Here is a 12813-nt window from a genome sequence, read left to right as displayed (position 1 = left end):
GATCGTGCCCTGCGGGACTTCCAGGTCGATGCCGTCCAGGACGGTCTTCTCGCCGTAGGACTTCCGCAGCCCGTGCGCCGCGATGGCCAGGTCGTCGGTCATGGTGGATCTGCTCCCTCTGGAGGCGGTCGGTGAGGCGGTTGGTGAGGTGGCGGTCAGAGACTGCGGGCGGTGATGTCGCCGTAGGCGGTGGTCGCGCGGATCGCCAGACCGGCGTCGGCGCCCTCGGTGTTGTTGAGCGCGTTGTGGACCCGGCCGTACGCGGTGCCCGCGTCGAGCGAGGCGGAGACTCCGCGGGCGGTGCCGACGGTGATCTCCCCGGCCTCGGTGCGCAGTTCGACCGAGCCGCGCACGGCCTCGGCGATCCGGATGTCGCCCTTCATGGTGCGGATCTCCGCGGGGCCGTTGAGGCGGCCGACCGTGACGTCACCGGCCATCAGGTCGAGGCGGGCGCTCGCGGCCTCGTCGAGCTTGGCCGAGCCCTGCGCGCCCTCGTAGGTGACGTCGCCGAGGCGTCCGACGCCGCGGAGTTCACCGGCGGCCGTCTTCGCGTCTACGTGGGAACCGGCGGGCAGTTGCACGGTCACCTCGACGGAGCCGGAGCTGCCGAGCAGCCGGTTCTCGGGCGCCGCAGCCTCGATGCGCAGGACGCCCTCGACGTACTCGACCGAGATCCGCTCGGCGGCCTTGACGTCCTTGCCGCTCGCGGCGTTGGCGGGCCGGACCTCGACGGTGGCGTCGGCACGGTCGGCGGCGATGAGCTGGAGGCGGCCCGCGGGGATGTCGAGGACGGCGGAGATGGGGGCGGGGGTGTCGAACTTCTGCATGGTGTGCTCCTTGGCTGCCGTGTTGTTGCTGTTTCCGATGAGCGAAAAGCTACGTTGCGTTCACCACTTCGGCAACGCATTCGTTGCGCTGAAATCCTGTCACCGCAGCTCAGATGCGCTATTTCGTTGCAACGGATGTGAATCTAACGCAACAACCAGGGCTCGTTGCGTTGCAATGACTTGGAATCGAACGCTATGCTGGCCCCATCGCAGACCAGGACTCACCGAAGACCTGGACTCACCGAAGACCACGAAGGAGGCAGCGATGCCGGGCGGCAGACTCACCCAGCAGGAGCGCCAGCAGATCGCGCTCGGCCTGGCCGACGACCTCGCGTACGCGGAGATCGCCCGCCGCCTGGACCGCCCCACCTCGACGATCACGCGCGAGGTGATGCGCAACGGCGGCCCCACCGGCTACCGCTCTGACCTGGCCCACCGCGCCACGGAACAGCGCGCCCGCCGGCGCAGGCAGACCGCGTCGGGGGGCGCGCGGACGCCTGCGCGGACGGGCGAACGCGCCGGGGGCGACGGACGTGACGGGCGGGACGACGAGGCGGTCCGGGAGTACGAGGAGACGCTCGCCACCGTCTTCATGCAGTCGGGCCTGCCGAAGATGACCGCGCGCGTACTGGTGGCCCTCTTCACCACCGAAGCGGGCAGCCTCACCGCGGCCGAACTCGTCCAGCGTCTCCAGATCAGCCCGGCGTCCGTCTCCAAGGCCGTCGCTTTCCTCGACAGCCAGGGCCTGATCCGCCGGGAACGCGACGAACGCCGCCGCGAGCGGTACGTGGTCGACAACGACGTCTGGTACCAGTCGATGATCGCCAGCGCTCGGGCGCACGCCCAGTTGGTCGAGACGGCTCGGCAGGGCGTCGGCATCCTGGGGCCCGACACGCGGGCCGCCGCCCGCCTCGAAGGAATCGCCCGTTTCGTCGACTTCGTCTCGGAGGGCATTGTTCGCGCGGCGGAGCAGGCACGGGATGTTCTTTACACGGAGCCGACGAATTCGACGGAGCCGATGACTTCGACGGAGCCGACGACTGCGACGGGGTCGCCCGAGACACGGTGACCCGCCGGGGTGCCGCCCCCGTCAGACGACCGCCGCAAGCAGCTCGCACCACACGAACTTGCCCTGCGGGCCGCGAGTGGGGCCGGGCGCGCACCACCCCCACCCGTCGGAACACTCCCGTACGAGACCGAGCCCTCTGCCCGCCTCGTCCGACACGGAGGCGGGACCCGGGCAGGGTGGCGTGGGATCGGTGTCCCACACGGCGATGCGGAGGGTGGCCCCCGCGCAGTACAGGCGCAGGGAGGCGGGCCCTGCGGTGTGCTGCACGGCGTTGGCGACCAGCTCGGTCGCGAGGAGTTCGGCGGCATCGGCGAGGTGCGGCAGCCCGTGCGCGCGCAGGATCAGCCGGAGCGCCTGACGGCTCACGGTGACGGACCGGGGGTCGTTGGGGACGGTGAGGCTGTACGCCCAGGGGGACGGGGTCGAGGCCGGGGTCGAGGCCGGGTGGTCAGCTTTACTTTCGGGCATGGCGCACTCCGTTGTGCGGGAGGGGAGTTGGGGGTTCGCGACGACCGTTCGGCGGTGGCAGTGTCGCGCCCGCCATGGCAGGGCGGGGCGGGGCGCTTCCGGGGGTCCGGGGTCGCGGCGTGTGTCCGATGCGTCACCGACGGTAGAGACTAAGGTTAGTCTCGCGCAACCCGTTGCCGTAATCTGGTCACCCATCGGAGTGACCAACCGCCGCACAAACACCCCATGTTGGGCAGAGGGAGGTTCGTGTGCCGCGTAAGCAGCCCACGGCTCGACAGGCACGGCTCGGTCGTGAGCTGCGCAAAATGCGGGAGTCCGCCGGGCTGACGGCACGAGAAGCCGCCCGGCTGCTCGGTGCCGTTCCCGTGACGATGAGCCAGATCGAGTCCGGAGTAACAGGCGTCAGTGAGGCGCGTGTACGTCGTCTGGCGAGCCACTACTCCTGCACCGACGGCGAGTTGGTCGACGCACTGGTGACGATGGCGACCGATCGGACGCGGGGTTGGTGGGAGGAGTACCGGGAGGTACTGCCGCACGTGTTCGCGGACCTCGCGGAGCTGGAGCACCACGCTCGCTACATGCAGGTGATCGGCACCGCCCACGTTCCGGGTCTGCTCCAGACCGAGGACTACGCCCGGGCCGTTCTCTCATACCGGGTACCTGAACTCCCCACGAGCGAGCTGGACTCAAGGCTGGCCCACCGCATGCAACGCAAACTGACTCTGGCGGACGGTAGGTCGACGCCATTCGAGGCAGTACTGCACGAATTCGTCCTGCGGACGCGTGTCGCAGACCGACACGTAGCCCGGTCCCAACTCCTGTCGCTGTTGACTGAGTCGGAGCAAGCCCACGTGACGGTGCGAGTAGTCCCCTTCGATGTCGACGGGTTCGCCGGGGCGAGTTCAATGATGCTCTACGTTGGTGGCGCCGTGCCGACGTTGGACACCGTCCAGCGGGACGCACCGTACGGTTCGGTGTTCCTCGACGCGTCCGCTCAGCTACTAGCCATGCGAACACTCTTCCGTAAGGTGGAAGCAGCGTCCCTTGAACCCGTTGCATCACGGGACCTCATCCACCGCCTTGCGAAGGAACTGTAGAAGTGGCCCCATGGCAGAAGTCGTCTTTCTCGGGACCGGGCGACGGCAACGAATGCGTCGAACTCGCCCTCGAAGGTAGCTGCCTCATGCTCCGCGAGAGCGACGAGCCCGACCACATACTCGCGCTCAGCCCAAGGGCCTTGGCCTCGCTGGTCGAAAAGCTCCAACACTCGTGACCATGAGGCTGGCACTTGCGCTGCCCCACTGAGCGAAGGACCGTGCGATGCTCCTATGGCAGAAAGCCACGTTCTCCGGTGGCGGAGAAGGCAACGAATGCGTCGAGCTGGCCCGCACCGGCAACACCACCCTGCTCCGCGAAAGCGACGACCCGAACCGCATAGTTGCCCTCAGCGGACACACGCTGGCCGCCCTCCTCGCCAAGATCCAGTCATCATGACCACGAGGCGGGCACGTGCGCTGATCCCCGCACTCCGCCCGTCGGCCACAAGAGGGCTACGACCGGTGCACCATTGGCAGAAGCCCACGTTCTCCGGTGGCGGGGACGGCAGCGACGGCGCCCGCACCGACGTCTACTCGTCTGCGCTCTCGGCGCCCGGGGCTTCGGTCACCCACTGCTGTGCGGCGGCCAGGTCCGGGGCCGCGCCTGCCATCTCGTAGGCGAAGCCGTTCCACGCGATCAGGGCCCGCGCTTGATCGGGCTGCACGTGGCTGCCGCCGCCGTGCAACGGCCGATGCTTGCGCCAGATGTCCATCGGCGGGCGTCGGCGCTTGTCGTACGCGGCGAGCGGGTCGTCGGCCGCGATCGCCGGGACCGCGCGGGACGGCTGGTTGGGTGGTCCGGGACGGGAATGCTTGCCCATGCCTCGATGGTCTCAGGCGGCGATCGTGGTTGTCCGGGTACCCGGGCGGGGGCGCCGCCCCTCCCCGACGTGATGCAAACGGGACCCCACCCTCCTTATCCCGCACGAGGAACCAGCGCATCATGGGCTGGTTGTTGTCGGGAGAGGCAGTCGGGGCGGGTGAGGGGCATGCGGAGTGCCGGGATACGGGGCGGAAGCCGCGGCGTGCGGCGGCGCGTGGGCGCGGCGACCGCCGCCGCCCTCGGCTGCGCGCTCGTCCTCGGCGGCTGCGGCGGCCACGACGACGGCGGCGGGGGCGGGGGCAAGAAAGACCGGCCCGTCAGCACCGCCGGTGAAGGCTCCACGCAGCGGCCCGTCCCGGCAGGCAAGGGCAGCAAGGTCGACGACGACTTCAACGGTGACGGCGCCCGGGACCTCGTACTGGACGACCTCGTCCACCGCGGCCACGGCGACGACGCCGGTATCGGCATCGTCTACGGGGGTAAGGACGGCCTCGTCCCCGGCGCCCGGCAACTGCTGAGCGCGCACGCCAACGGGGCCCGTACGAAGGGTGAGCTGCCCGCGGCGTTCGAGTCCGAGGCCTCCTGCGACCTGGACGAGGACGGGTTCACCGATCTGATCGTCTCCACTGACCCGCCGTACGACGGGCAGGGCCCGCCCCCCGTACCGCTGCAGATCCTCTTCGGCTCGCCCAAGGGCCTGACGGGCAAGGCCGTGAAGCTGCGGGTGCCCGCGCAGGCTCGATTCGGCAATGACTGGCCGGACCAGCCGGTGTGCGGGGACTTCGACGGGGACGGCGCGGACGACCTCGTACTGCACGCGAGCGGGGCCCGACTCACGTTCCTGCGCGGCCCGTTCAAGCGCACTGGCGCCCCGCGTGCCGCGGGCAAGCCCGTCACAGGCCCCGGCAACAACCTCGCGTCGGGCCGCGCCACGGACGTCGACGACGACGGCTACGACGACGTCCTCGTACGCAAGGCCGCGGACGCGTCGGGCACCGCCGTCAGCGCGCTCGTCCTCGGCGGGCCGAAGGGGCCCGGCGCAACGGGCGTGCTCTTCCCCGCGGGCAACGACGTCGCGTTCGGCCGGTTCGGCAGGGGCAAGGGAATGGACGCCGCCATCGCGTCGCCGAAGGGCGTCGCCCTCCGTTACGAGGTGCCGGGCACCCCGCGCGGCTCCCTGGAGGCCAAGGACATGGCGGTCGACGCGGGTGACCTGGACGGGGACGGGCTGAGCGAGCTGGTCCTGAGCGGTGGGGGCAGCGGGAGCGGCGGCGGCGCGGGTGAGGTGCGGGTCCTGCGGGGGCGTACGGCGGGGTTCGACGCCAATGCCTCGGCGGTCATCGCGCCTTCCGCGAAGGACACCGCGAAGGGCACCACGCAGGTGCTGCAAGTCGCGGACTTCGACGGCGACAAGCGGGCTGACCTGGTCGTACGGACGTACAGCGGAGGCAGCGAGGGCAACGGGGGCAGCCGGGACACGGTTGCCGTCCATCGGGGACTGGCAGGCGGCGACCTGGTGGCGCGCAAGTCGCAGCTGACCTTCTCCACAGAGGAGTTTCTCGCTCTGAGCGACGGCTGACGGCTGACGGCTGACGGCTGACGGCTGACGGCTGACGGCTGACGGCTGACTCTGCTGTCCCGCCGACCCCGCTGTCCCGTTAACCCCACCATCCCCCATGGGCAACCCTTCGTACGCCCCACGAGTCACACCCCCCGGAAGCCCAGCCGTACCCACTTCCGGGAGCTCCACGTGCGCGTAAGAAATCTGGCCGCCGGTGCGACCGGCGAGGACTTCGGGGTCGGCGGGGCGGGTGTCGGCTTCGGCCGCACTCCGCGCTGAACCAGGCGCCGGACCGCACCGCACCGCACCGCACCGCGCACCGTCCCTTCGCTTTCACTCGCTCGACCACCCAGAACAGAACAGTTGGAGACCCCGCCATGTCCACGTACGCCCGCAACAAGCTCCTCGCGGCAGGTGCCCTCTGCGCCGCCACCGCCCTCGGCGTCACCGGCCTGACCGCGGGCAACGCGACCGCGGCCACCCCCGCAGCCGCCCCTGCCTCCGCCCCCGCCCCCTCGAAGATCCGCGCCGACTACAACGGCGACGGCTACGTTGACCTCGCCGTCGGCGTGCCGGACGCGACCGTGAACGGCAAGGCCAAGGCCGGATACGTCAACGTCGTCTGGGGCGGCAAGTCGGGCCTCGGCAAGCACGGTTCGACCACCGTCAGCCAGGCCACGGCCGGCGTCCCCGGCACCCCGGAAGCGGGCGACGGGTTCGGCCACACCGTCGAGTCGAACGACATGAACGGCGACGGCTACAGCGACCTGGTCGTCGGCGCGCCCGACGAGGACACCACCGTCGGCCTGAGCGCCGGGACCGTCGCGGTCGTGTGGGGCTCCGCGAGCGGCTTCAAGGGCGGCTTCACCGCCGCCAACGGCGACATCGACAGCGCAAGCTACGGCTCACTGCTCGCCACCGGCGACTTCGACAAGGACGGCGACATCGACATCGCCCTCAACTCTCACTTCGACGAGACCAACGCGGTCGTGGTGCGGCCGGGCCCCTTCACCGCGGGCTCGCCCTCCAAGGTCTCCCGGGTCACGGGCTGGCACTTCGCGGGCGCGTCGGCCCTGGCCGCGGGTGACTTCGACAACGACGGCGGCGACGACCTCGCGATCTCGTACCACGGCATGGAGATCAGCGGTACGACCGTGCAGAGCCGCGGCTCGGACGGCGCCTGGAAGGAGACCTGGTCCAGCGCCGACAGCAGCGACACGGCGCTCGCCACCGGCGACTTCGACGGGGACGGCACCGCGGACCTCGCCGTCGGCAACATGCGGCCCAACCCGGAGGCCGAGGGCACCTACTGCGAGGACATCCTCGGCGGCGCGATAGCCGTCGTGTACGGCAAGAACGGCGGCAAGCTCGGCGACGGCGGCGCTTCCTGCACCGCCCAGAGCAACCCGGGAGTCGGCGGCATCGCCGAGGCGGGCGACAACTTCGGCGCGCGCCTCGCGACCGGCGACCTCGACGGAAACGGAACCGACGAGCTGATCACCGGCGCCGACACGGAGGCCGTCGGCACCGTCAAGGACGCGGGCGGCTACTGGGTCCTCTCCTCGTCCGGCATCGGCCAGGACTTCTCGGGCCCCGCCTACACCCAGAACTCCGCGGGCGTGGCGGGCACGGCGGAGGCGGGCGACCGCTTCGGCGCGGCCGTCGCGACCGGCGACTACAACGGTGACGGCCTCCCGGACGTCGCGGTGGGCACGCCCGGCGAGGACGGCTCGAAGGGCGGCGTCTGGTACTCCCCGTCCGCGAAGACCGGCCCGAAGCCGCCGGTCACCTCGGTGACGCCGGGCAAGCTCGGGCTCGCGGGGGCGCGGAGCTACGGGGCCGTTCTCGGGCGGTAGTCGGGCGGTAGTCGGGCGCCGTCACCTTTCGGGGCGCCGCCCATGTGTGCGGCGCCCCCACCCCTCAGCGCACCGTCTGATCACCGGCTCCGCCGAGTTCGTCCTCAAACGCCGGACGGGCTGGATACCCCAGCCAGTCCGGCCGCCACACCCCAACTCCCCTGCCCCATACAACCCTTGCTCCCCTCCAACGGTCTCCCCACCGAACCGAACCGACCCGCACCGCACTCCGCAGGAGAACCGCATGGTCAAGCACGAGCGCACCGAACCCTTCACCGCCCGTTCCAGACGCGGCCGCCTCGTCGCGACGACGGTCGCCGCCGCCGCTCTCGCCGGTGGACTGCTCACCGTCACCGCAGCCACGGCGTCGGCCGCGCCCGCCGACCCGCTGCCGTCGCACGAGGCGGACTTCAACGGCGACGGCGTCGCCGACCTCGCCACCTCCGCGCCCGGCGCCCACGTCGCCGGAAAGGACTCGGCGGGCCAGGTCGTCATCACGTACGGCGGTCCGGCCCTGCGCCACAAGACCTTCAGCCAGGACAGCGCGGGCGTCCCCGGCTCCGCCGAGAAGGGCGACGGCTTCGGCTCCGACACCGCGTACGGCGACTTCGACCGCGACGGCTACGACGACCTCGCGGTAGGCGCACCCGGCGAGGACGTCGGCAGCGACAAGGACGGCGGCACCGTACAGATCCTGTGGGGCTCCGCGGGCGGCCTCTCCGGCGGTACGACGGTCAAGGACCCCCGCCCGAGCGGCCACGACTACTTCGGCTCGCCCCTCGAAGCCGGTGACTTCGACGGCGACGGCACCACCGACCTCGCCATCGGCGCCCGGTCGGGCGCGAGCACCATCGACATCCTGAACGGCAAGATCTCCCGTACCAGGGGCACCGGCAGCAGCCACTACACGATCAAGCCCGCCATCCTGAGCGGCGACGGCGCGGGCCCCTTCAACCTGCACTCGGGCGACGTGAACGGCGACGGCAGGGAAGACCTCATCGTCGACGGCTTCTCCACGGCCGACGAGTACAACGCCAACCTGTGGGTGCCCGGCACCGCCGACGGCCTCAAGACCTCCCGCCAGCAGCGGCTGCCCGGCGGCACCATCACCGACGTCGGCGACACCGACGGCGACGGATTCGGCGACATCGTCATCGGCCTCCAGTGGGACGACGGCATCGCGGGCGCCAACAAGGGCGGCTCGGTGTACGTCGTGCACGGCTCCGCCACCGGCCCGTACGGCGACACCCAGATCTTCACGCAGGACAGCGCGGGCGTACCGGGCTCCGGCGAGAAGGGCGACTCGTTCGGCACCGATCTCGACCTCGGCGACATCAACGGCGACGGCCACCTCGACCTGGTCGTGGGCTCCGCGGGCGAGAACCTCGACGGCGTCGTGGACGCGGGCGCGGTCACCGTCATCTACGGCGCGGCGGACGGTTCGGGCCTGTCCCCGCGGGGCGCGGTCCTCCTCGACCAGAACACGCCGGGCGTCCCCAACTCCAATGAGAAGAACGACTTCTTCGGCTCGGACGTCCACGTGGACGACCTGAACGGCGACGGGCGGGGCGACGTCACGGTCGGCGCGTTCGGCGAGAACGGTGCGAACGGCGCCTTCTACCCGCTGACCAGCAAGGCGGACGGCACGTTCGCCGCTCCGGCGGGCGTCTACACGTCAACGGTCGGCATCTCGGCGGCGGGCACGGCCCGCCTGGGCGTGAACTTCGCGGACTGACGCGGGGCGCAGGGGGCCCAGGGGGGGCGAACCCCTCAGGGTCTCCTCGGGTCTCCTCAGGGTCCCCCTCCGGGACCCCCTAAGGGTTGTCACAGCTCAGCGGCAAAGCCTCTCTCCTCCCGAGGAGGGACGCCCCGGGCCCTTCAGACCAGGTACGTTCGATTCGTGGCTGGATTCAGGATCGGACGCGGCCGGGACAACCGCGCCCCGCGACCCCAACAACAACCGCGGCAGCAGCCGTACGGACAGCAGGCCCCGCAAGGCAGGCAGCAGGCCCCCCAGGGCAGGCCGCAGGCCCCGCAGGGCCCGCAACAGCCGTACGGCTACCCGCCCGCGCCGTCGAACCCGCAGCAGCAGTACGGCGGGGGCGGCCCGCAGTACGGCGGAGGCGGCGCCCCCGGTGGCGGCGCCCCGCACGGCGGCCGGCCGTACGGCGGTGGTGGCTCCGGCGGCCAGCAGTGGCCGCAGGCGGGTGGCAACCACGGCAACCACGGCGAGCCGGAGTACTTCGGTGGCCCCGACGACCACGGCCAGGCCCAGGGCGGGTACGACCCGTACGCGGCCAACAACCCGGGGCACACCCAGGCCTTCTCCATCGGCGAGGACCCCTACACCCAGGGCGACACTTACCGCGCCGGGCAGGCGGCCGCCCCGCCCGTGGGGCCCCGTCTGCACTGGAAGGACCTGCTGCGCGGCATCGTGCTGCGTCCGGGCCCCACCTTCCTCCAGATGCGGGACTACGCGACGTGGGCCCCGGCCCTCATCGTCACGTTCCTCTACGGCGCGCTCGCGATCTTCGGCTTCGAGGACGCCCGCCAGGACGCGATCAACGCCACGCTGTCGTCGGCGGTCCCGTACGTCCTGACCACCGGCGTCGCGATCACCATCAGCGCGTTCATCCTGGGCGTGGTCACGCACACCCTCGCCCGCCAGCTCGGCGGCGACGGCGCCTGGCAGCCGACGGTCGGCCTCTCGATGCTGATCATGTCGCTCACGGACGCGCCGCGCGTGGTCGTGGCGATGTTCCTCGGCGGCGGCCAGCCGTTCGTCCAACTGCTCGGCTGGTTGACCTGGCTCGCGGCGGGCGCGCTGCTCACGACGATGGTCGCCAAGTCCCACGACCTGCCGTGGCCGAAGGCGCTCGGCGCGTCGACGATCCAGCTCCTGGCGATCCTGTCGATCATCAAGCTGGGCACGTTCTAGCGCGACGCATACGCACACGCATACGCACACGCACACGAGAAGGGGCCCGGCGGACTTGTCCGCCGGGCCCCTTCTATTGATCGACTCAGGCGTCGAGAACCTGACCCTCGCGCCGCACGACGGGCGGCTCGACGCTCCACGGGAAGTTGATCCACTCATCGGTGCGCTTCCACACGTACTCGCACTTCACGAGCGAGTGCGACTTCTCATAGATCACGGCGGACCGGACCTCGGCCACGTGATCGAGGCAGAAGTCGTGCACAAGCTTCAGCGTCTTCCCGGTGTCGGCGACGTCATCGGCGATGAGCACCTTCTTGGCGGTGAAGTCGATGGCGTTGGGCACGGGCGCGAGCATGACCGGCATTTCGAGCGTGGTCCCCACGCCCGTGTAGAACTCCACGTTCACGAGGTGGATGTTCTTGCAGTCGAGTGCGTACGCGAGCCCGCCCGCGACGAAGACGCCACCCCGGGCGATGGAGATGATCACGTCGGGCTGGTACCCGTCGTCGGCGATCGTCTGCGCGAGCTCGCGCACAGCACCGCCGAACTTCTCGTACGTAAGGTTCTCGCGCACGTCACTCATACCGCTGCTCACACCTGTGTCCGATGGAAATTGAGGAAGGAACGGGAGGCGGTGGGGCCCCGCTGTCCCTGATAACGCGACCCGTACCGCTCCGACCCGTAGGGCGCCTCGGCGGACGAGGTGAGCCGGAACAGACACAGCTGCCCGATCTTCATCCCGGGCCAGAGCTTGATCGGCAGCGTCGCGAGGTTCGACAGCTCAAGGGTCACGTGCCCGCTGAACCCGGGGTCGATGAACCCGGCGGTGGAGTGCGTGACGAGCCCGAGCCGCCCGAGGCTGGACTTCCCTTCGAGCCGGCTCGCGAGGTCATCGGGCAGGCTGATGACCTCGTACGTCGACGCGAGCACGAACTCACCCGGGTGCAGGATGAACGGCTCGTCGCCCTCGGGCTCCACGAGCCGCGTCAGGTCGGCCTGCTCGATGGAAGGGTCGATGTGGGGGTAGCGGTGATTCTCGAACACCCGGAAGTAGCGGTCCAGCCGCACGTCGATGCTCGAGGGCTGCACCATGGATTCGTCGTACGGATCGACCCGCACCCGTCCGGAGTCGATCTCGGCCCGGATGTCCTTGTCTGAGAGAAGCACGCACCGAGGATACGCAGAGCGCGCGGGCCCACCCCAATCGGCCGGAACCCGCGCGCCTCGTTGCTGCGGCTACCGCCGCTACCTCTGCTGCTTCCGCTGCCCTCTGCTGCCCTCTGCTACCGCTCCGACAGGGACACGGGCACGGCGTGCCGGAGCCGGGCACAGCGCGGACAGCGGATGAGCCGACTGGGACCGAGCCGGTCCGCCTGCTGCATCGGAAACGAAGTGGTGCTGAAGACGTGCCCTTCGGCACATCGGACGACGGTGCGCTCCATCAAGTCCTCGGGTCCCTTCCCCAGTCGTAGGTGAGCTCGTACATACCCGTACTCACTCGTCTCTCGCTCGCCTCCGAGCCGACGACGAAAGGCCACATTACGGTATGAAAGGGACGCCTCTCCAGGCGGCACGACCACAACCCACGGTACGCCCCAACTCCCTCCCGACGCACGGCGCATCCACCCCCCGGACAGCACTCGGACCCCGCGACGAGAGCGCCCGGGGCCCGTAACGAGGACACGATGAGGTAGGGTGTGCGAAGTTACGACACCGCTTCTGGCGGCGTCTTTCGCGGGTGTAGTTTAGTGGTAGAACATCAGCTTCCCAAGCTGAGAGTGCGAGTTCGATTCTCGTCACCCGCTCCACGAAGAAGGCCCAGGTCATCGACCCGGGCCTTTTTGCTGCGCGCTTCCGCTCAGTCGCCGCGTGCCAGATCCATGTCAGAAGCCTGGTTCTCCTGCTCCCGTGCCACGACCCGCCGCACCGTGCGAACGCTCCGGTTGAGAGTGAATGATCTCTAGCAGTCGCTTTGTCCGTCGGCGAGACGTGCTCCCGCTTCGACGTCGTCATAGCGCACGCAGACGTCCTGAATGCCGAGGCCCCGCATCAAGTCGTGGAGTGTCACGACGTAGATTCGGCCCCTCCTACGTAGCCGACAGGGGAAGTCGCCGTACTTTGCCATTTTGTATGCCTTACTCAGGCTGAGGTTCAGTGCCTTTGCTGCGGCCCTC

The 12813-nt window shown here is 70.1% G+C and carries 13 protein-coding genes, 1 tRNA gene and 1 pseudogene; 9 read left to right on the top strand and 6 right to left on the bottom strand.

Translation table 11 applies throughout. From position 1 onward, the window contains the following. Both ABZ953_RS35295 and ABZ953_RS35290 read right to left on the bottom strand, forming a co-directional pair. Positions 1–102 (bottom strand): annotated as a pseudogene (locus ABZ953_RS35295) (ABC transporter); the annotation flags it as partial. Between the two features lie 53 nt (positions 103–155). After that, entirely contained in the window at positions 156–827 is a 672-nt protein-coding gene (locus ABZ953_RS35290) for a DUF4097 family beta strand repeat-containing protein (RefSeq protein WP_361732877.1), read from the bottom strand. A gap of 265 nt (positions 828–1092) precedes the next feature. On the opposite strand from ABZ953_RS35290, the gene ABZ953_RS35285 reads away from it, so the two are divergent. Next, a complete protein-coding gene (locus ABZ953_RS35285; protein ID WP_361732875.1) occupies positions 1093–1896 on the top strand; it encodes a helix-turn-helix domain-containing protein in 804 nt (267 codons plus the stop codon). Positions 1897–1917: 21 nt separating this feature from the next. On the opposite strand, the gene ABZ953_RS35280 is transcribed toward ABZ953_RS35285, so the two are convergent. Then, complete coding sequence (locus tag ABZ953_RS35280) at positions 1918–2364, bottom strand: ATP-binding protein (protein ID WP_361732873.1); 447 nt, start codon at positions 2362–2364, stop codon at positions 1918–1920. A 248-nt stretch (positions 2365–2612) separates the two neighbouring features. On the opposite strand from ABZ953_RS35280, the gene ABZ953_RS35275 reads away from it, so the two are divergent. From ABZ953_RS35275 to ABZ953_RS35265, 3 genes are read left to right on the top strand one after another with little or no spacing between them, the layout of a single operon-like run. Continuing rightward, on the top strand, positions 2613–3461 hold the full coding sequence (locus ABZ953_RS35275; RefSeq protein ID WP_361732871.1) for a helix-turn-helix transcriptional regulator: 849 nt from the start codon (positions 2613–2615) through the stop codon (positions 3459–3461). Positions 3462–3463: 2 nt separating this feature from the next. After that, positions 3464–3637, top strand: a complete 174-nt coding sequence (locus ABZ953_RS35270) for a DUF397 domain-containing protein (protein WP_361732869.1) — start codon at positions 3464–3466, stop codon at positions 3635–3637. A 47-nt stretch (positions 3638–3684) separates the two neighbouring features. Continuing rightward, positions 3685–3858, top strand: a complete 174-nt coding sequence (locus tag ABZ953_RS35265; protein WP_361732867.1) for a DUF397 domain-containing protein — start codon at positions 3685–3687, stop codon at positions 3856–3858. Between the two features lie 133 nt (positions 3859–3991). Here ABZ953_RS35265 and ABZ953_RS35260 read toward each other — a convergent pair whose 3' ends face one another. Next, entirely contained in the window at positions 3992–4282 is a 291-nt protein-coding gene (locus ABZ953_RS35260) for a DUF6087 family protein (protein WP_361732865.1), read from the bottom strand. Positions 4283–4486: 204 nt separating this feature from the next. Here ABZ953_RS35260 and ABZ953_RS35255 point away from each other — a divergent pair, with 204 nt between their 5' ends. From ABZ953_RS35255 to ABZ953_RS35240, 4 genes are all read left to right on the top strand, one after another. Further along, a complete protein-coding gene (locus ABZ953_RS35255) occupies positions 4487–5863 on the top strand; it encodes a VCBS repeat-containing protein (protein ID WP_361732863.1) in 1377 nt (458 codons plus the stop codon). A 359-nt stretch (positions 5864–6222) separates the two neighbouring features. After that, entirely contained in the window at positions 6223–7701 is a 1479-nt protein-coding gene (locus ABZ953_RS35250; protein ID WP_361732861.1) for an FG-GAP and VCBS repeat-containing protein, read from the top strand. Positions 7702–7945: 244 nt separating this feature from the next. Next, positions 7946–9436, top strand: a complete 1491-nt coding sequence (locus ABZ953_RS35245) for a VCBS repeat-containing protein (RefSeq protein WP_361732859.1) — start codon at positions 7946–7948, stop codon at positions 9434–9436. 165 nt (positions 9437–9601) lie between these two features. Continuing rightward, a complete protein-coding gene (locus tag ABZ953_RS35240; protein ID WP_361732857.1) occupies positions 9602–10639 on the top strand; it encodes a Yip1 family protein in 1038 nt (345 codons plus the stop codon). Positions 10640–10724: 85 nt separating this feature from the next. On the opposite strand, the gene ABZ953_RS35235 is transcribed toward ABZ953_RS35240, so the two are convergent. Then, positions 10725–11222, bottom strand: a complete 498-nt coding sequence (locus ABZ953_RS35235; RefSeq protein ID WP_361732855.1) for a phosphoribosyltransferase — start codon at positions 11220–11222, stop codon at positions 10725–10727. Positions 11223–11230: 8 nt separating this feature from the next. Then, positions 11231–11806, bottom strand: a complete 576-nt coding sequence (dcd, locus tag ABZ953_RS35230; RefSeq protein ID WP_361732853.1) for a dCTP deaminase — start codon at positions 11804–11806, stop codon at positions 11231–11233. A gap of 567 nt (positions 11807–12373) precedes the next feature. Here dcd and ABZ953_RS35225 point away from each other — a divergent pair. Further along, a tRNA-Gly gene (locus ABZ953_RS35225) sits at positions 12374–12447 on the top strand. Positions 12448–12813: the final 366 nt, after the last annotated feature.

It is taken from the genome of Streptomyces sp. NPDC046465 (assembly GCF_040646035.1).
Taxonomy (GTDB): domain Bacteria; phylum Actinomycetota; class Actinomycetes; order Streptomycetales; family Streptomycetaceae; genus Streptomyces.
Note: the sequence above shows the minus strand (reverse complement) of the source record. Positions and strands in the feature narration are given on the sequence as shown.